This window comes from Rhodococcus sp. UNC23MFCrub1.1, assembly GCF_000686025.1.
GTDB lineage: Bacteria > Actinomycetota > Actinomycetes > Mycobacteriales > Mycobacteriaceae > Rhodococcoides.
In genome coordinates this window covers 449,587-467,210 of record NZ_JMLQ01000003.1, presented here as the reverse complement: position 1 = coordinate 467,210, position 17,624 = coordinate 449,587, and the positions used below count along the sequence as shown (strand labels likewise).

15 protein-coding genes are annotated in these 17,624 nt (G+C 68.6%); 8 read left to right on the top strand and 7 right to left on the bottom strand.

Annotated features, from left to right (window positions below; genetic code table 11):
- The first annotated feature begins 46 nt into the window (after window positions 1-46).
- Window positions 47-577, top strand: coding sequence for an NUDIX hydrolase (locus BR07_RS0110135; RefSeq protein ID WP_027505355.1), 531 nt, complete (start codon window positions 47-49; stop codon window positions 575-577).
- Here the strand turns inward: BR07_RS0110135 and arc are convergent.
- Both arc and BR07_RS0110125 read right to left on the bottom strand, forming a co-directional pair.
- Window positions 565-2,358 (bottom strand): proteasome ATPase, encoded by a 1,794-nt coding sequence (gene arc, locus BR07_RS0110130; RefSeq protein WP_027505354.1) that lies wholly within the window; start codon window positions 2,356-2,358, stop codon window positions 565-567. The genes BR07_RS0110135 and arc overlap by 13 nt on opposite strands.
- A 138-nt stretch (window positions 2,359-2,496) precedes the next feature.
- Window positions 2,497-3,378: a tRNA (adenine-N1)-methyltransferase gene (locus tag BR07_RS0110125; protein WP_027505353.1), complete on the bottom strand. Its 882-nt coding sequence runs from the start codon at window positions 3,376-3,378 to the stop codon at window positions 2,497-2,499.
- 128 nt (window positions 3,379-3,506) lie between these two features.
- Here BR07_RS0110125 and BR07_RS0110120 point away from each other — a divergent pair, with 128 nt between their 5' ends.
- Together BR07_RS0110120 and BR07_RS0110115 are read left to right on the top strand one after the other, a co-directional pair.
- Entirely contained in the window at window positions 3,507-4,382 is an 876-nt protein-coding gene (locus BR07_RS0110120; protein WP_027505352.1) for a RecB family exonuclease, read from the top strand.
- Window positions 4,379-5,182 (top strand): thioesterase family protein, encoded by an 804-nt coding sequence (locus BR07_RS0110115; RefSeq protein WP_027505351.1) that lies wholly within the window; start codon window positions 4,379-4,381, stop codon window positions 5,180-5,182. Before BR07_RS0110120 ends, BR07_RS0110115 begins: the two co-directional genes overlap by 4 nt.
- Window positions 5,183-5,197: 15 nt before the next feature.
- On the opposite strand, the gene BR07_RS0110110 is transcribed toward BR07_RS0110115, so the two are convergent.
- The 5 genes from BR07_RS0110110 to metH form a co-directional block, all read right to left on the bottom strand.
- The gene (locus tag BR07_RS0110110) at window positions 5,198-6,580 is read right to left on the bottom strand and encodes an FAD-binding oxidoreductase (protein WP_027505350.1); all 1,383 of its coding nucleotides are present in this window, start codon (window positions 6,578-6,580) and stop codon (window positions 5,198-5,200) included.
- Window positions 6,581-6,675: 95 nt separating this feature from the next.
- On the bottom strand, window positions 6,676-7,527 hold the full coding sequence (gene hisG, locus BR07_RS0110105) for an ATP phosphoribosyltransferase (protein ID WP_027505349.1): 852 nt from the start codon (window positions 7,525-7,527) through the stop codon (window positions 6,676-6,678).
- A gap of 55 nt (window positions 7,528-7,582) precedes the next feature.
- Window positions 7,583-7,846 carry a phosphoribosyl-ATP diphosphatase gene (locus BR07_RS0110100; protein ID WP_027505348.1) on the bottom strand — a complete coding sequence of 88 codons (264 nt, stop codon included), beginning with the start codon at window positions 7,844-7,846 and terminating at the stop codon, window positions 7,583-7,585.
- A gap of 39 nt (window positions 7,847-7,885) precedes the next feature.
- The gene (locus BR07_RS0110095; protein ID WP_027505347.1) at window positions 7,886-8,554 is read right to left on the bottom strand and encodes an HAD family hydrolase; all 669 of its coding nucleotides are present in this window, start codon (window positions 8,552-8,554) and stop codon (window positions 7,886-7,888) included.
- Window positions 8,555-8,607: 53 nt separating this feature from the next.
- Complete coding sequence (gene metH, locus BR07_RS0110090; RefSeq protein WP_027505346.1) at window positions 8,608-12,177, bottom strand: methionine synthase; 3,570 nt, start codon at window positions 12,175-12,177, stop codon at window positions 8,608-8,610.
- Window positions 12,178-12,366: 189 nt separating this feature from the next.
- Between metH and BR07_RS0110085 the strand changes: the two genes are divergently transcribed.
- The 5 genes from BR07_RS0110085 (at window position 12,367) to BR07_RS0110065 (ending at window position 17,621) form a co-directional block, all read left to right on the top strand.
- The gene (locus BR07_RS0110085) at window positions 12,367-13,233 is read left to right on the top strand and encodes a PAC2 family protein (protein WP_197027772.1); all 867 of its coding nucleotides are present in this window, start codon (window positions 12,367-12,369) and stop codon (window positions 13,231-13,233) included.
- 16 nt (window positions 13,234-13,249) lie between these two features.
- Window positions 13,250-14,383 (top strand): MFS transporter, encoded by a 1,134-nt coding sequence (locus BR07_RS0110080; protein WP_027505344.1) that lies wholly within the window; start codon window positions 13,250-13,252, stop codon window positions 14,381-14,383.
- Window positions 14,384-14,473: 90 nt separating this feature from the next.
- The gene (locus BR07_RS0110075) at window positions 14,474-14,821 is read left to right on the top strand and encodes a hypothetical protein (RefSeq protein ID WP_027505343.1); all 348 of its coding nucleotides are present in this window, start codon (window positions 14,474-14,476) and stop codon (window positions 14,819-14,821) included.
- The gene (gene nirB / locus BR07_RS0110070; protein WP_027505342.1) at window positions 14,821-17,307 is read left to right on the top strand and encodes a nitrite reductase large subunit NirB; all 2,487 of its coding nucleotides are present in this window, start codon (window positions 14,821-14,823) and stop codon (window positions 17,305-17,307) included. Before BR07_RS0110075 ends, nirB begins: the two co-directional genes overlap by 1 nt.
- On the top strand, window positions 17,304-17,621 hold the full coding sequence (locus BR07_RS0110065; RefSeq protein ID WP_027505341.1) for a Rieske (2Fe-2S) protein: 318 nt from the start codon (window positions 17,304-17,306) through the stop codon (window positions 17,619-17,621). Before nirB ends, BR07_RS0110065 begins: the two co-directional genes overlap by 4 nt.
- Window positions 17,622-17,624 lie beyond the last annotated feature (3 nt).

Here is a 17,624-nt window from a genome sequence, read left to right as displayed (position 1 = left end):
TAGGCTATCGACCCTGTGACCCCTGATCGAGTGGGAGCGGTGACGCATGCCTGACGACGAGATCGTGGCCGTGTACGACGAGCGTGGCCACGTGGTGGGCGCGGCGCCGCGCACCGAGGTGTACGAGCGCGGTCTGTGGCACGCGAGTGCCGGCGTGCTGGTGCGATCCACCGACGGGTCACGCGTGTACGTCCACCGCCGCACGACGACCAAGTCGGTGTTCGCGGGAATGCACGACGTTCTGGCCGGTGGGGTCGTCGATGCCGGGGAGGACCCTCGACAGACCGCCTCGCGAGAACTCGCCGAGGAACTCGGCGTCGTAGCGGACGTGACGGGCGACCCGGTGGTCGGCCGCTGGACGGGACGATCCGGCGCTGCGACGGTGCGCTGCCACCTGTTCGCGTACGAGGTGCGCCACGACGGGCCGATGCACCACCAGCCGTCCGAGATCGCGGACGGCTGGTGGTGGTCGGACGTCGAGGTGCTGACACACCTGGACGATCCCGCGTGGCCCTTCGTTCCGGACACCCGCGTGATCGTCTCGGCGCTGCTACAGGTGGGCGGTCAGAGGTACTGACCCGTGTTCGACTCGGTGTCGATCGAGCGGCTCGCACTGGCGTTCTTACCGGTGACGAGCGTGCGGATGTAGACGATCCGCTCACCTTTCTTGCCCGAGATGCGGGCCCAGTCATCGGGATTGGTGGTGTTGGGCAGATCCTCGTTCTCGGCGAACTCGTCGACGATGGAGTCGAAGAGGTGTCCGACGCGCAGACCCGGTGTCCCGGTGTCGAGCACCGACTTGATGGCGTACTTCTTCGCGCGGTCGACGATGTTCTGGATCATCGCGCCCGAGTTGAAGTCCTTGAAGTACAGGACCTCCTTGTCGCCGTTGGCATAGGTGACCTCGAGGAATCGGTTGTCGTCGCTCTCGGCGTACATGCGCTCGACGACGCGTTCGATCATGCCGCGGATGCAGGCGGCGCGATCGCCGCCGAACTCCGCGAGATCGTCGGCGTTGACGGGCAGCGAGTCGTCGAGGTACTTCGAGAAGATGTCGAGCGCGGACTCGGCGTCCGGGCGCTCGATCTTGATCTTCACGTCTAGACGGCCCGGGCGCAGAATGGCCGGGTCGATCATGTCCTCGCGGTTGGACGCACCGATCACGATGACGTTCTCGAGGCCCTCGACACCGTCGATCTCGGCCAGCAGCTGAGGGACGACGGTGGTCTCCACGTCGGACGAGACGCCCGACCCACGTGTACGGAAGATGGAGTCCATCTCGTCGAAGAACACGATGACGGGAGTGCCCTCGGACGCCTTCTCGCGAGCCCGCTGGAAGATCAACCGGATGTGGCGTTCGGTCTCACCGACGAACTTGTTGAGCAGCTCGGGGCCCTTGATGTTGAGGAAGTAGGACTTCGCGTCGCGTGCGTCCTGCCCCCGTGCCTCGGCGATCTTCTTCGCCAGTGAGTTGGCGACCGCCTTGGCGATGAGTGTCTTGCCGCACCCGGGAGGCCCGTAGAGCAACACACCCTTGGGCGGGCGCAGCGAGTACTCACGGAACAGATCCTTGTGCAGGAAGGGCAGTTCCACGGCGTCGCGGATCTGCTCGATCTGCCGCCCGAGGCCGCCGATGTCCTCGTAGCCGACGTCGGGGACCTCCTCGAGCACGAGGTCCTCGACCTCGGCCTTGGGAATGCGCTCGAACGCGTAGCCGGCCTTGGTGTCGACCAGCAACGAGTCGCCGGGGCGCAGGCGGCGCGACGGCCCGTCCGGATCCTCCGGTGCCTCGTCGTCGGCCATCTCCTGCAGCGGAGTCGCCAACCACACGACACGTTCCTCGTCGGCGTGGCCGACGACGAGGGCGCGCTTGCCGTCCTCGAGGATCTCGCGAAGGGAGCTGATCTCGCCGACGCGTTCGAATTCACACGCCTCGACGATGGTGAGGGCCTCGTTCAGACGCACGGTCTGGCCGGGCCGGAGTGCGGTGGCGTCGACGTTCGGCGAGCACGTCAGGCGCATCTTGCGGCCCGAGGTGAACACGTCCACCGTCGCGTCGTCGTAGGTGTGCACCAGGACGCCGTAACCGCTGGGCGGTGCGCCGAGCCGGTCGACCTCCTCGCGCAGGGCGATGAGCTGCTGGCGCGCCTCCTTGAGCGTCTCCATCAGCTTCGTGTTGCGTGTGGAGAGCGAGTCGACCCGCGACTCGAGATCACGCACGTCGGTGTTACGGGTGTCCGCCGACGGCGCACCCCCACGGGAAGCGTCGAGTTGTCGGCGCAGGACGGTGGCCTCGGCTCGCAGGGCATCGAGTTCGGCCAGGACTGCGGACTGGTCCGGGTTGTCTGTAGGGCTCATGCAGGACTCCTCCCAAAGCGATTTCTCAACGCTACCGGGCGAAACGCAAACGTGTGTGACGACCGTGGTCAGACACTGTCACCGACCACCGACAGACAGCGGACGAACGGCACACGGTCGGTGCATGAACCCCCGGTGTCAGGCGGGTTCGGTGGGGGTCTTGCCGGCCCGTCGCTGCGGTTTCGGGGTGACGGTGCCCTCGGCCAGACGACGCGCACTGACCAGGAACGCGGTGTGCCCCTGCATGCGGTGCTCGGGTCGCACTGCCAGCCCGACGACGTGCCACCCGCGCACGATCGACTCCCACGACCGCGGCTCGGTCCAGCACTCCTGCGCACGCAGGGCCTCGACGACCTTGGACAACTGCGTGACGGTGGCCACGTAGACGATCAGCACGCCGCCCGGAACCAGCGCACCGGCGACGGCGTCGAGTGCGTCCCACGGCGCCAGCATGTCCAGCACCACCCGGTCGACCATGCCCTCGTGACGCGCGACGTCGAACGCGGCGACGTCGTCGATCACCAGGTCCCAGTTCTCCGGCCGCTCGCCGAAGAAGGTCTCCACGTTGCGCACCGCGTGCACGGCGTGGTCCTCGCGCACCTCGTAGGAGATGACGCGCCCCTGCGGACCGACGGCACGCAGCAGCGAACACGTCAGGGCGCCGGAACCGGCGCCGGCCTCGAGCACGCGGGCACCCGGGAAGACGTCGCCCTCGTGCACGATCTGGGCGGCGTCCTTGGGGTAGATGACCTGCGCGCCGCGCGGCATCGACAGCACGTAGTCGACGAGAAGCGGGCGCAGAGCGAGATACGGGGTGCCGTTCGTCGACTTCACGACGCTGCCCTCGTCGACACCGATCAGATCGTCGTGGCGGATCCCGCCGCGGTGGGTGTGGAACTCCTTGGCCGCGTCGAGCACCACCGTGTAGTGCCGCCCCTTGGCGTCGGTGAGCTGCACGCGATCACCGACGCGGAACGGTCCGCTCGCGCGCGCAGACGTGTCGGTGTCGGTCGGTTCCACGGGTGGTCCTCTTTCCGGTGCACTCTGGTCCCGCCCACGAAGCGGGGCGCTCTCGGGGCGCGACGCGCCCCGGGGAACTGTAGGGCAGATACCGGATCGTGTCGGTGAGCGGGCATAGTGTCGGCGCCGTGAGCATCTCGACCGAAGACCCCGTCGTCACCGACGTCGCCGCGGCGGCACCCGACCGTCCTCGCCGTCGTCCCGCGTTGTCGCCCTCGCGCGCAGCGGATTACAAGCAGTGCCCCCTGCTCTACCGGTTCCGGGCCATCGACCGCCTGCCCGCACCGCCGTCGAAGGCGCAGTTGCGCGGCACCCTCGTGCACTCCGCCCTCGAGTCGCTCTACGCGTTGCCCGCGGCGGACCGGGTCTCGACGCGGGCCGGCACCCTCGTGCAGGAGGAATGGGACGCCATGGTCGTGTCGCACGAGTACGCGGCCGATCTCGTCGAGGAGCACGAGCGCGAGAAGTTCGTCGCCGAGGCGCAGTCGCTCGTGGCGTCCTACTACTCGCTCGAGGACCCCACACGGTTCGACCCCGAGTCGTGCGAGCAGCTCGTCGAGACCGAACTGGACGACGGCGTGCTGTTGCGCGGCTACATCGACCGCATCGACGTCGCGCCCACCGGGCAGCTGCGCGTCGTCGACTACAAGACGGGCAAGGCGCCGCGCGAGATCGCCGAGGCCAAGGCATTGTTCCAGATGAAGTTCTACGCGGTGGTGCTGATGCGCACGCGCGGCATCGTTCCCGCGCAGCTGCGCCTGCTGTTCCTGAAGGACAGCCAGATTCTCACCTACGCCCCGGACGAGGACGAGCTCCGCCGGTTCGAACGGACGCTGTCCGCCATCTGGACGGCCATCCGATCCGCCGGCGAGACGGGCGACTTCCGCCCCAAGCCCGGAAAGCTGTGTGGGTGGTGCGACTTCCAGGCCCTGTGCCCGTCCTTCGGCGGCACTCCGCCCGAGTACCCGGGGTGGCCGAGCGAGCCGACGGAGGTCACGGCGTGAGCGAGGATGCACTCTTCGTCCGTGTCGAGGGAACCGATCGCTATCGCGCCACGCGGCTCACCACGAGTGTGTGGGCGGAGACCATGCAACACGGCGCTCCCCCGTCGGCGCTGCTCGCGCGAGCACTGGAGCAGTGTTCGCCGGTGCCGGGCACCCGGCTCGCGCGGGTGACGATGGAGATCCTCGGGCCGGTGCCCGTCGGAGAACTCACCGTGCAGGCCCGTGTGGAACGCCCCGGTCGCCGGGTCGCCATGCTGACGGCCGACCTCGTCGCGGATCTGCCCGACGGGTCGACCAGGGCGGTCGCGCGTGCCACGGCCTGGCGCGTGGCGATGACCGACACCTCGGCGGCCGGGCAGACTCTCGATCCACCGTTGGTGCCCGGTCCGGACGAGTCCGAGGCCGGGTGGGCCTTTCCGGACCACTGGCACGGCGGGTTCCTCGAGAGTCTCGAGTTCCGGGGCGCCCGCCCGGTGACGGCGTCGGAGCCCGGCCGGGTGTGGGCACGTCCCAGGTATCCCGTGGTGGCCGGCGAGCAGACGTCGCCGATCGTCGGACTGTTCGCCGTGGCCGACATCGCCAACGGCGTCGCGGCACTTCTCGATCCGACGGAGTGGACGTTCCTCAACACCGATCTGACGGTGCAGATCGTGCGCGAACCCGTCGGCGAATGGGTGGGTGTGCAGGCCCGCACCGCGATCGGCGACGACGGCATCGGGCTGTGCACCTCGACGTTGTACGACGCGACGGGGTCGGTGGGCCGCACGTTCCAGACACTCGAGGTGCGCGCTCGCGCCTGACGTCTCCACACCGGATCAGCCGAGCCGGACCACCTGTCCGACGCGGAAGATCCCCGCGGGATCGTGCTGTTCGGCCAGGGCTCCGAGCCAGGCCCGAGTGTCCTCGTCGTAGACCCGTGCGAGGTGAGCGGGGTCGTCGGACGCCGCGAAGTTGGGCAACGCGCCACCGGTCGACCACGGTGCCAGAGCCTCCACGACTGCCTCGCCGTGCGCGATCACCGCATCGGCGACGGGAGGCGCCAGCACTCCGATGCACAGGAGGCTGTAGGCGGCCTCGCGATGGCAGTACACGTCGGGATGCGGTCCCGGCCGGCCGAGAGCGCCGCCGAGCAGCCTCAGCTCCACGATCACCTGCGGTGAACTCGACGCGGGGCCGGTCATGACCAATACGGTCGCTGCCGCCTCCTCGTCGAACACGCGGAGCATCGTCGTGGCCTCACGTGTCGGCATCGGATCCACCGGGTCGGCATGTACCGACCCCACCGCCGCGTACGGAATGGTCGTGACCGTGTCGATGACGGTCGGGGCCGCAGCGCGCATCGGTGCGAGAACGTCGGCTGCGATCCCCGGCTCCGCGACCGATGCGAAACGCACCGCGACCACGAACTTCCCGGCCAACGGTTCCGGCACGCCGGGCAGCGGTGGAAGCTGGAGGAACGCGAGCGAGGTGTTGTGCTCCTCGGTCAGCGTGGCGCTCCACACCCGCCACGCCTCGAGTACCGCCGCCGCGTGCCGGTCGTCGTAATACAGTGCGCCCGCGTAGAACTCGGCGATCGGCAGCAGCTCCGTCTCGACCGCGGTGACGATGCCGAGTGTCGACTTGCCCCCACACAGGCCGCGGAAGAGATCGGCGTCGGTGTCCGGTGTCACCCGGCGCAGTGTGCCGTCGCCCGTGACGAGATCGAACGCGCGCACACGACTCGACGAGACCCCGTACGTCCGAGCCACCGGCCCGATTCCCCCACCGGTCAGAAATCCCGTGACGCCGGTGTTCGGCGACGACCCACACAGCGGCGCCGATCCGGACGGCGCGCCGGCGTCGAGAACCTGCTGCCACCGGACCCCGGCGCCGAGCCGGGCGACGCGCGTGTCGGGGTCGATCGTCAGTTCGTCGAGATCACCGGTGAGGACCAGAATCGTGTCCGGACCGATGCGCACCGCCCCGTGTCCGGTGGCCTGCACGGCCACGCGAAGCCCGGCCTCGCGCGCTGCCCGCACGGTGGCGGCGACGTCGTCCGCGGTGGCGGCCGCGACGACTGCCACCGGATCGACGGGGACAGCGACGTTCCACGGCACCGACCGCTCGTATCCGGGCTCCCCCGGACGCGACAGTGTTCCGGTGAGTGCAGCGGCGAGCGAGACCAGCAGGTCGGGGCTCGCAGAATCGACGACGGTCATGACGGATCCTCTCGACGACGCGACTCTAGCGACGAGAGGAGACTGGTCGGTACCGATCAGGAACTACTGGGACCGATCACAACGGAGCGGACGCGTCAGAATGCGCGGCACGACCGGATGTCGGACGCGAGAATCGCCTTGGCGCCGAGCTCGGCGAGCTCGTCCATCACGGCGTTGTGTCCCTTGCGCGGAACCATGGCACGAATGGCCACCCACGCCTCGTCCGCGAGCGGGGACAGCGTCGGAGACTCGAGGCCGGGCGTGATCTTGACGGCGTCGTCGAGGATGCTGCGCGGGCAGTCGTAGTCGAGCATCAGGTACTGCTGGGCGAAGACGACGCCCTGGACACGCGCGATGAGCTGGTTGCGCGCCTTGTCGTCGACTGGCGAGCCCGCCTGCTCGATGAGCACGCCCTCCGAGTCGCACAGGGATTCACCGAACGCCACCAGGTTGTGTTGGCGCAGTGTGCGTCCCGAGCCCACGACGTCGGCGATCGCATCGGCGACACCCAACTGGATGGAGATCTCGACGGCTCCGTCCAGACGGATCACGGTGGCCTCGAGGCCCCGCGCCGCGAGGTCCCGGCGGACCAGGTTGGGGTACGACGTGGCGATGCGGAGCCCGGCCAGATCGTTCGGGGTCCACTCCTTGCCGGCCGGCGCGGCGTAGCGGAAGGTGCTGTTGCCGAATCCGAGTGCGAGCCGCTCGGTCACGGGTGCGCCCGAATCGAGCGACAGATCCCGGCCGGTGATGCCGAGATCGAGCTCACCCGAGCCCACGTAGATGGCGATGTCCTTGGGACGGAGGAAGAAGAACTCGACGTTGTTGGCGTTGTCGAGCACGGTGAGATCGCGGGAATCGGCGCGGCGGCGATAACCCGCCTCGCTCAGAATCTCTCCGGCGAGCTCGGACAGGGAACCTTTGTTGGGGACGGCGACGCGAAGCATGGTGGGACTCCTGGGGTGCGGGAAGATCGGTGGCGGTGGAAGTGGGTCGGTCCGCTCACAGATGTCGGTAGACATCCTCGAGGGAGAGGTTCTTCCCGACCATCAACACCTGGATCCAGTACAGGAGCTGCGAGATCTCCTCCGCCAGCGCCTCGTCCGTCTCGTGCTCCGCGGCGATCCACACCTCGCCGGCCTCCTCGAGGATCTTCTTGCCCTGCTGATGCACACCCGCGTCCAACGCGGCGACGGTGCCCGAGCCCTCGGGCCTGGTGGCAGCGCGGTCGGTGAGCTCGGCGAACAGGGACTCGAAGTTCTTCACGGGTGATGATTGTTCCACGACGCGGCCCGCGGACCGCTATCAGTGTCCCCCGGCGCGCGCAGACCGGAGATCGTCGAGGGTGAGCCCCTCGAGGGTGGTGCGGAACGTACGGCCCGGTCCGCTGGGCACCTGCACCTCGGAGGGCACCACGACGACGGCGCATCCCGCCGAGACGGCGGACTCGGTTCCCGTGGGCGAATCCTCGACGGCGACGCACGACGCCGTGTCGACACCGAGCAGCTCTGCGCCCCGGCGGTACGGATCGGGAGCGGGCTTCGCGTGCGTCACCTCGTCGCCGCACACGGTCGCGCCGAAGCGGTGACGGCCCAGCGTCTCGAGCGCGATCTCCGTCAGCATGCGCTCGGTGTTGGTGACGAGGGCACAGCCCAGACCGGCCGACTGCACCAGATCCAGCGCCGCCTCCGCACCCGGACGCCACGGCAGACCACCCGCGAACAGCTCGACAACACGGCCGTTGAGCCAGGCAGCGGACTCCGCCAGGTTCTCCGGCGACGCCTCCCGTCCCACGTGCGCGTAGACCTTCGCCAGCGCACTCATCATCGAGTTGCCCAGAGTCGACTCCCGCACCTCCGGAGTGAGCTCGCGCCCGAGGGACTCGGACAGCTCGTACACCGCGATGTCCCACAGGCGCTCCGAGTCCAACAGCGTCCCGTCCATGTCGAACAAGACGGCCTGGAGCTCAGACATCCGACCGGCCTCCGGCCTGCCCGCTCAACTCCGACCGGCCTCCGGCCTGCCCGCTAGACATTGAAGTACTTCGCCTCCGGGTGGTGCAGCACGAACGCATCCGTCGACTGCTCGGGGTGCAACTGCAACTCGTCGGACAGATCCACCCCTATGCGCTGGGGTTCGAGCATCGCGACGAGCTTGATGCGGTCCTCCAGATCGGGGCACGCGCCGTACCCGAACGAGTACCGGGCACCGCGGTACTCGAGCTTGAAGTACCCCTCCACGTCGGACGGATCCTGATCCACGAGGGAGCGGCCGCTGGGCAGCACCAGTTCCTCGCGGACCCGGCGATGCCAGTACTCCGCGAGCGCCTCGGTGAGCTGCACGCCGATGCCGTGCACCTCGAGGTAGTCGCGGTACGCATCCGCCTTGAAGAGCTCGTTGGCGAAGTCGGCGATGGGCTGACCCATCGTCACCAGGTTCATCGGCAGGACGTCGACCACCCCCGTCTCACGGGCGAGGTCTCGCGACCGCACGAAGTCCGCGATACAGAGGAACCTGCCGCGGTCCTGGCGCGGGAACGTGAACCGGAAGCGCTCCGCCGCATCGGGTTCCGGGGACTCGAGGACCACCACGTCGTCACCCTCGGACACCGCCGGGAAGTACCCGTACACGAGTGCCGCGTGTGCGAGGATGCCGTCGGTGCTGAGGCGGTCGAGCCAGTACCGCAGGCGCGGACGGCCCTCGGTCTCCACCAGGTCCTCGTAGGACGGGCCCTCACCGGCGCGTGCGCCGCGCAGACCCCACTGACCGAGGAACAGGGCACGCTCGTCGAGAAGCCCCGAGTACTCGGACAGCGAGATGCCCTTGACGATCCTGCTGCCCCAGAACGGCGGCGCCGGAAGCTCCTTCTCGACGGAGACGTCGGAGCGCTCGGGAACGACGACCGGTGTCTCCGCGGCCTTGCGCTTCTCGGCGATGCGCCGGGACCGCTCGTGCCGCTCCTTGCGCTCCGCGGTCTTCTGCTGAGCGGCGAGCGCCTCCTCGCTGTCGGGAGCCGGCGCCACACCGCGTTTGGTGTTCATGATCGTGTCCATCAGGCGCAAGCCCTCGAACGCGTCACGCGCGTACGACACCTCACCCTCGTAGACCTCGGCGAGATCGTTCTCGACATAGGACCGGGTGAGCGCTGCGCCACCGAGCATGACGGGGAACTTCTCGGCGACGCCCTTGGCGTTGAGCTCGAGCAGGTTCTCCTTCATGACCACCGTGGACTTCACCAGCAGACCGGACATGCCGATGACGTCGGCACGCTTGTCCACCGCGGCGTCGAGAATCGCCGAGATGGGCTGCTTGATACCGAGATTGACCACCTCGTAGCCGTTGTTGCTCAGGATGATGTCGACGAGGTTCTTGCCGATGTCGTGGACGTCGCCCTTGACGGTGGCGAGCACGATGCGGCCCTTGCCGTCCTCGTCGGATGCCTCCATGTGCGGCTCGAGGTGTGCCACAGCCGCTTTCATCACCTCGGCGGACTGCAGCACGAACGGAAGCTGCATCTGCCCGGACCCGAACAGCTCACCGACGGTCTTCATGCCGGACAGCAGCGTCTCGTTGATGATCGCGAGCGGCGGCTTCTCCTGCATCGCCTCGTCGAGATCGTCTCCCAGCCCGGCACGCTCACCGTCGACGATGCGGCGCTCGAGGCGATCGAACAAGGGAAGGCCGGCCAGTTCCTGCGCCCGCGACTCGCGTGCGGACGCCGCGGAGACGCCTTCGAACAGCGCCATGAGCGCCTGCAACGGGTCGTAGCCCTCGCGGCGACGGTCGTACACGAGGTCGAGCGCGACCTGGCGCTGCTCCTCGGGGATACGCGCCATGGGGAGGATCTTCGACGCGTGAACGATGGCCGTGTCGAGGCCGGCCTCCGTGCACTCGTGCAGGAAGACCGAGTTGAGCACCTGCCTCGCAGCAGGATTGAGGCCGAACGAGATGTTCGAGATACCCAGGGTGAAGTGCACCTCGGGATGACTCTCGTGCAGTCGACGGATGGCCTCGATGGTCTCGATGCCGTCCCGCCGGACCTCTTCCTGGCCCGTCGAGATGGGGAACGTCAGGGTGTCGAGGATGATGTCCGATTCCGGCAGACCCCAGTTGTCGCGGATGTCGGCGATGAGCCGCTCCGCGATGCGGATCTTCCAGTCCGCCGTCCGGGCCTGACCCTCCTCGTCGATCGTCAGCGCGACGACCGCCGCTCCGTGACGCTTGACCAGCGTCATGATGCGCTGGAAGCGCGAGTCGGGCCCGTCGCCGTCCTCGTAGTTGACAGAGTTGACCGCGCTGCGCCCACCGAGGTGCTCGAGCCCGGCCTCCAGGACTGCGGGCTCGGTGGAGTCGAGCATGATCGGCAGCGTCGAGGAGGTGGCCAGGCGCGAGGCCAGAGCCGACATGTCGGCAGCACCGTCGCGGCCGACGTAGTCGACGTTGAGATCGAGCATGTGCGCGCCGTCGCGCGTCTGGTCCTTCGCGATGTCGAGGCACTTCTGGTAGTCCTCGGCCAGCATCGCGTCACGGAACGCCTTCGAACCGTTGGAGTTGGTGCGTTCGCCGATCATGAGGATGCTGGCGTCCTGCTCGAACGGCACCGCTGCGTAGAGAGACGAGACACCCTTCTCGGGCTTCGGGTCCCGCACTCCGCGGCGCGCGTCGTGCACCGCGTCGGCGACCTGGCGGATGTGCTCCGGGGTGGTTCCACAGCAGCCACCCACCAGGGAGAGGCCGAACTCGGTGACGAAGCCGCTGAGCGCCTCGGCCAGCTCGTCGGGACCGAGCGGGTACTCGGCACCCTTGGGGCCGAGCTGCGGCAGGCCGGCGTTGGGCATGACCGAGACCGGCACGGTGGCATGCCTGCTGAGGTGACGCAGGTGCTCGCTCATCTCGGCGGGGCCCGTGGCGCAGTTGAGGCCGATCAGGTCGACCCCGAGCGGCTCGATCGCGGTCAGTGCCGCGCCGATCTCGCTGCCCAGCAACATCGTGCCGGTGGTCTCGACCGTCACGTGCGTGATGATCGGGATGCGGATGCCCAGCTGCTCCATCGCGGCCTGACTGCCGAGGATGGCGGCCTTCACCTGGAGCAGGTCCTGGCACGTCTCGATCAGGACGGCGTCGGCGCCACCGTCGATCATTCCCAGCGCAGCTTCGGCGTAGGCGTCGCGCAGCGCCCGGAACGGGGCGTGGCCGAGGGTGGGCAGTTTGGTGCCCGGCCCCATGGACCCGAGCACGAAGCGGCCCATGCCGTCTCGCCCGGTACCCATCTCGTCGGCGACCTCGCGGGCCAGGATCGTTCCCTTGTACGACAGCTCGCGGATGCGGTCCGAGATGTCGTAGTCGGCGAGGTTGGGGAGGTTGCACCCGAAGGTGTTGGTCTCGACGGCGTCCGCGCCCGCCTCGAAGTACTCCCGGTGGATCTGGCGGAGCACGTCGGGACGCGTGTCGTTGAGGATCTCGTTACAGCCTTCGAGGCCGCGGAAATCGTCCAGCGTCAGGTCTGCGGCCTGCAGCATCGTTCCCATGGCACCGTCGCCGATGACAACACGCTGGGACAGCGCATCGAGCAGGCGTGATCGGAATTCGACAGGCATACCCCCAAGCGTAGTGGTCTGTCCCGACAGCTCTGGTCGTAGGCTGGGCGGGTGAGTGCGCCAGAAACGCCCGAGGGCGATCTCCCCGTGGTCCAGGACCCCCCGACAGACCTCGCCGCCGGCGTCGCTGCCGAGCTGGTGGCCGGTGTCGGAGCGGACGATCAGGACTCCGCGACGGACGAGTCCGACCTGGACGAGATCCTGCCGACCCTGCGCAGCCCGATTCTCGTCGCGGCGTTCGAGGGATGGAACGACGCGGGCGACGCCGCGAGCGGCGCGGTGGAGCATCTCGAACTGATCTGGGACGCGACGCCCCTGGCCGAGCTCGACTCCGAGGACTACTACGACTACCAGGTCAACCGCCCGACGGTCCGACAGGTGGACGGTGTGACGCGCGAGATCGAGTGGCCGTCGACGAGGTTGTCGGTGTGTTCGCCTCCCGGCAGCGACCGCGACGTCGTGCTGCTGCGCGGTATCGAGCCCAACATGCGGTGGCGGAGCTTCTGCGACGACCTGCTCGAGTTCATCGACCAGCTCGGGGTCGAGACGGTCGTGATTCTCGGCGCACTGCTCGCCGACACGCCCCACACCCGGCCCGTTCCCGTGACCGGCACCGCGTACAGCACCGAGTCGGCGGAGCAGTTCAACCTCGAGCAGACCCGGTACGAGGGCCCGACCGGCATCACCGGTGTTCTGCAGGACGAGTGCGTCAAAGCGGGGATTCCGGCAGTGTCCCTGTGGGCGGCGGTCCCGCACTACGTGTCCCAGCCGCCGAACCCCAAGGCCACCGTCGCCCTGCTCCAGCGTGTCGAGGACGTCCTCGACATCGAGGTGCCGCTCGGCGAGCTGCCGTCCCAGGCGGAGGACTGGGAGGAGTCGGTCACCGAGATGACCAAGGACGACGACGAGATCGCCGAGTACGTCCGCACCCTCGAGGAGCGCGGCGACGCCGAGGTCGACATGTCCGAGGCCGTCTCCAAGGTGGACGGCGATGCGCTGGCCGCCGAGTTCGAGCGCTACCTGCGCCGACGCGGGCCGGGCAGCTTCGGGCTGTGACGCGCGCTCGTCACCGGTGAGCGCACGACTCGCACGGCTCCGCATCGGCGCTCTGTACGCCGGTGGCTTCCTCGGCCCGTTCGGCGGCGGAGTGGTGTCCTCGATGCTGCCCGAGATGGGCGCGGATCTGGGGGTGTCCACCGGGTCGGCGGCATCGACTCTCAGCGCGTACCTGTTTCCGTTCGCTCTGGCCATGCTCGTGTCGGGCACCCTCGGCGCGCGATGGGGCCGGGTGCGCACCGTGCGCCTCGCCTACCTGCTCTACGTCGTCTCCTCGCTCCTGTGTGCGGTCGCGCCCACGCTCGACCTGTTGCTGGGTGCGCGCGCACTGCAGGGCATCGGCAATTCCTTCACGACGCCGCTGCTCCTCGCGTCACTGGCGGCCGTCACTCCCCGCGAGCGACTGGGACGGGTGCTGGGTACCTTCGGCGCCCTGCAGGCGGCGGGTCAGACCAGTGCGCCGCTGGTCGGGGGCCTCGCCGCCGAGTTCGACTGGCGGTACGCGTTCGTCGTGCTGGCCGTCGTCGCCGCGATCCTCGGGCTGGTCGGGCTCCCCGCGGCCACCGCGCCGTCCACCCCCGGCGGTCGTCCCGAACGGTTGCGCGACGCTCTCACCGTCCCGGTCCTCCGCGTGGCAGTGGTCGCGCTCCTCGGCTGGGGCGCGCTCGGGGGACTCAACTTCCTCGTCGCCTTCCGCGCCGAGGACACTTTCGGTCTGTCCTCCACACAGCGCGGACTGCTGCTGACCGTGTTCGGGGTCGCCGGAATCCTGGTGGCGCGACGCGTCGGTGGACTGATCGACCGCATCGGGCCACGCCGAGCGATCGTGGGTGCCGCTCCTGTCGGCGCGGTCCTCATCGCCCTCGCCGGCACCATGCCCAGCCTGGTGGTCGTCGGCCTCGTCTGGGCGGCAGCGGGTGTCGCCAGCCAGTTCATCCTCGTCGGCGTCAACGCCGCTGTCCTCGGCTCGTCGGGGGCGAACCGCGGCGGCGCCGTGTCGGTCGTCCAGTCGTTCCGGTTCTCCGGGGCGGCCTTCGCTCCTCTCGCGCTCACCCCGCTGTACGGGGTGCACCCGACGTCGGCCTTCCTCATACCCGCCGTCCTGCTGGCAGTGGTCGCGCCGCTGGTGATGACCGGGCGGAAGACCTGACACTGCGGCGGCCGCGCTCGAGAGTGAATGATGACGCCGCCGTAACACGGGCGCAGCAGTGCCGTCACCGCGTGCACGGACAGTCGTCCCATGGCCAGCACTCCGAAGTTCATCCAAGGCGTCTTTCCCTTCGTCGGGCACGGCCTGGGCAAGTCCGAGCTTCTCGACGCCGCCACGGCGTACACCGTTCCGCCGGGCCTGACCGCCCAGCCGCTCTACTTCCGCGGCGGTAACTCCTCCGACGAACTGGTCGTCGTCACGCTCACGCGCGACGGAGAGTCGATGCGCGTGTTCCCGATGGGCGCGAAGGCGAGCGTCAACGTTCCGCTGCGCGTCGTCGAGGACGTCGATCCCGACTCGGTTCTCGAGCTCACCGTCGCGGCGCCCGACGGCTGCAGCGGCGAGGTCGTCGTCGATTTCGGGATGATGATCTTCTGATGCCGGCTGCAGGAGAACGGCATCGCCTGCTCGTCGTCGGCAACGGAATGGCGGGGGCCCGCACCGTCGAGGAGATCCTCGGCCGCGACCGTGAGAAGTTCGATGTCACGATGATCGGCGACGAGCCGTACGGCAACTACAACCGCATCATGCTCTCGCACGTGCTCTCGGGCGAGTCGTCCATCGACGACGACGATCTGATGCTCAACCCGATGGCCTGGTACCGGGAGAACGACGTCACCCTCCACGTCGGAGACCGGGCGGTGGCGTTGGACCGCTTCGCCAAGAACGTGACGTGCGAGAGCGGACGCGTCGTCCCCTACGACACCGTGATCATCGCGACCGGGAGCACGACGTTCTTTCCCAACATGGACGGACTGCGGGAGGCCGACGGCAGACTGGCGCGCGGCGTCTTCGGTTTCCGGACGATCGAGGACACCAACGGCATGCTGCAGATGGCGTCCTCCCGCGACGGCATCCGCGCCGTCGTCATCGGTGGCGGACTGCTGGGCCTCGAAGCCGCCTACGGTCTGCGCACGCAGGGCATCGACGTGGATGTCGTGCACTCCCCCGGACACCTGATGAACCAGCAGCTGGACGAACGTGGTGGACGCGTGCTGCGCAACAAGATCGAGGACCTCGGCGTCGGCGTGTACACGTCCAAGCGCACCACGGCTGTGTTGCGGGACGAGAGCGGTGCCGTCACCGGGGTCGCGTTCAACGACGGTTCCACCCTGCCCGCGGACATGATCGTCGTGACGGCCGGTATCCGCCCCAACGTAAACCTCGCGCGGCGTGCCGGACTGGTGATCGAGCGCGGCATCGTCGTCGACGATCAGATGCGGTGCGAGGACGAGGGAGCGATCCACGCAGTCGGAGAATGCTGCCAGCATCGCGGTGAGGTGTACGGCCTCGTGGCTCCCTTGTGGGAGCAGGCGTCGGTCCTGGCCGACGTGCTGACCGGTGCGAATCCGGCTGCGGCTTATCATGGTTCGCGACTGACGACGAAGCTCAAGGTCGCGGGCGTCGACGTTGCGGCGATGGGCGTCAAGGGTCCCGAGCGGGACACCGACGAGTTCGTGCAGTTCTACGAACCCCGCAGCGGCACCTACAAGTCGGTGGTCGTGCGCGACAACAAGCTGATCGGCGCGATGCTGCTGGGCGACATCAGCAAGGTGAGCTTCCTGACTCAGGCGTTCGACGAGAAGGTACCGCTTCCCGACGAGCGCATCAGCATGCTGTTCGACATGGGCACGCCGAGCGCGGAGACCGGCGCCGCCGAACTGTCCGACGATGTCCAGGTGTGCAACTGCAACGGGGTCACGAAGGGCGACATCGTCGCCTGCGTGCACGGCGGGGCAACCACCGTCTCCGAGGTCGTGGGAAAGACCCGTGCGGGCAAGGGATGCGGATCCTGCAAGGGCCTGGTCGCCGACATCGTCGCCTGCGCCGCCGGTGGAGCGCTCGCGGTCGATCCCGCGGCGGACTGGTACGTCCCCTGTATCCCGATGTCCAAGCCCGAGCTGATCGAGGCCGTCCGCTCGCAGAACCTCCGGTCCGTCTCCGCAGTCTTCGATGCGTTGGCCGACGCCGAGGACGCGACCGCGAAGATGCCGCTGGCCTCGCTGCTGCGCGTGGTCTGGGGACCCGACTGGGTCGACGAGCGAGGCGCGCTGTTCATCAACGACCGCGTTCACGCCAACATCCAGCGAGACGGCACCTTCTCCGTCGTGCCGCAGATGAAGGGCGGCGTGACCACCCCGGACCAGTTGCGGCGCATCGCCGATGTGGCCGACAAGTACGGGGTCCCGCTGGTCAAGGTCACCGGTGGACAGCGCATCGATCTTCTCGGCATCAAGAAGGAGGACCTGCCGAAGGTGTGGGGCGATCTCGACATGCCGTCCGGGTTCGCGTACGGCAAGAGCATGCGCACCGTGAAGACCTGTGTCGGCAGCGATTTCTGCCGTTTCGGACTCGGTGACTCCACCGCACTCGGCATCGCGATCGAGGAACGGTTCCAGGGTCTCGAAACTCCCGCAAAGCTCAAGCTGGCCGTGGCCGGATGCCCCCGCAACTGCTCCGAGGCGCTCTGCAAGGACTTCGGTGTGGTGGCCGTCGGCGACGGCCGCTGGGAGATCTACATCGGCGGCGCGGCCGGCGCACACATCCGCAAGGGCGACGTCCTCGCCACGGTCGACTCCCCCGAGGAGGTCCTGACCCTCGCGGGCCGATTCATCCAGTACTACCGCGAGGAGGCGAAGTGGCTCGAGCGGACCTACGCCTTCGTCCCGCGGGTCGGCCTCGAGACGTTGCAGCGACTGCTCGTCGACGACGCCGAGGGTCTCTGTGCAGGACTCGACGAGCGCATCCAGATATCCATCGACGGCTACACCGATCCGTGGAAGGAACGCGCGGCGCCGCGGTCACCGGCCCAGTTCGCGCCCTCCCTCCCGCTTCTCCCGCTGCCTCAGGTGCCGGTTCGATGACGACGGCACAGGCGACCGTGGTGGGAACCCTCGACGATCTCACCCCCGGCGAGGGCCGGACCTACGTGGTCGACGGACGACAGATCGCCGTCTTCCTCCTGACCGACGGGACGGTCCGCGCCATGGACGCGGTGTGCCCCCATCGCGGCGGGCCGCTGGCGGACGGGCAGATCGACGGGGCCGTCGTCGTGTGTCCCCTGCACCAGTACCAGTTCTCCCTGGACACCGGCCGGTGCACCACCGACGGCATCGGAACGGTCGCGACCCACCGTGCCGACGTCGTCGACGGGCAGGTGGCTGTCCGACTGTCCTGACCG

What these genes read in the sequence shown, in the direction of transcription:
- BR07_RS0110135 (WP_027505355.1), top strand. Translation starts at nt 47, where the DNA reads ATGCCTGACGACGAGATCGTGGCCGTGTACGACGAGCGTGGCCACGTG.
- arc (WP_027505354.1), bottom strand. Translation starts at nt 2,358, where the DNA reads ATGAGCCCTACAGACAACCCGGACCAGTCCGCAGTCCTGGCCGAACTC.
- BR07_RS0110110 (WP_027505350.1), bottom strand. Translation starts at nt 6,580, where the DNA reads ATGACCGTCGTCGATTCTGCGAGCCCCGACCTGCTGGTCTCGCTCGCC.
- hisG (WP_027505349.1), bottom strand. Translation starts at nt 7,527, where the DNA reads ATGCTTCGCGTCGCCGTCCCCAACAAAGGTTCCCTGTCCGAGCTCGCC.
- BR07_RS0110095 (WP_027505347.1), bottom strand. Translation starts at nt 8,554, where the DNA reads ATGTCTGAGCTCCAGGCCGTCTTGTTCGACATGGACGGGACGCTGTTG.
- metH (WP_027505346.1), bottom strand. Translation starts at nt 12,177, where the DNA reads ATGCCTGTCGAATTCCGATCACGCCTGCTCGATGCGCTGTCCCAGCGT.
- BR07_RS0110075 (WP_027505343.1), top strand. Translation starts at nt 14,474, where the DNA reads ATGGCCAGCACTCCGAAGTTCATCCAAGGCGTCTTTCCCTTCGTCGGG.
- nirB (WP_027505342.1), top strand. Translation starts at nt 14,821, where the DNA reads ATGCCGGCTGCAGGAGAACGGCATCGCCTGCTCGTCGTCGGCAACGGA.
- BR07_RS0110065 (WP_027505341.1), top strand. Translation starts at nt 17,304, where the DNA reads ATGACGACGGCACAGGCGACCGTGGTGGGAACCCTCGACGATCTCACC.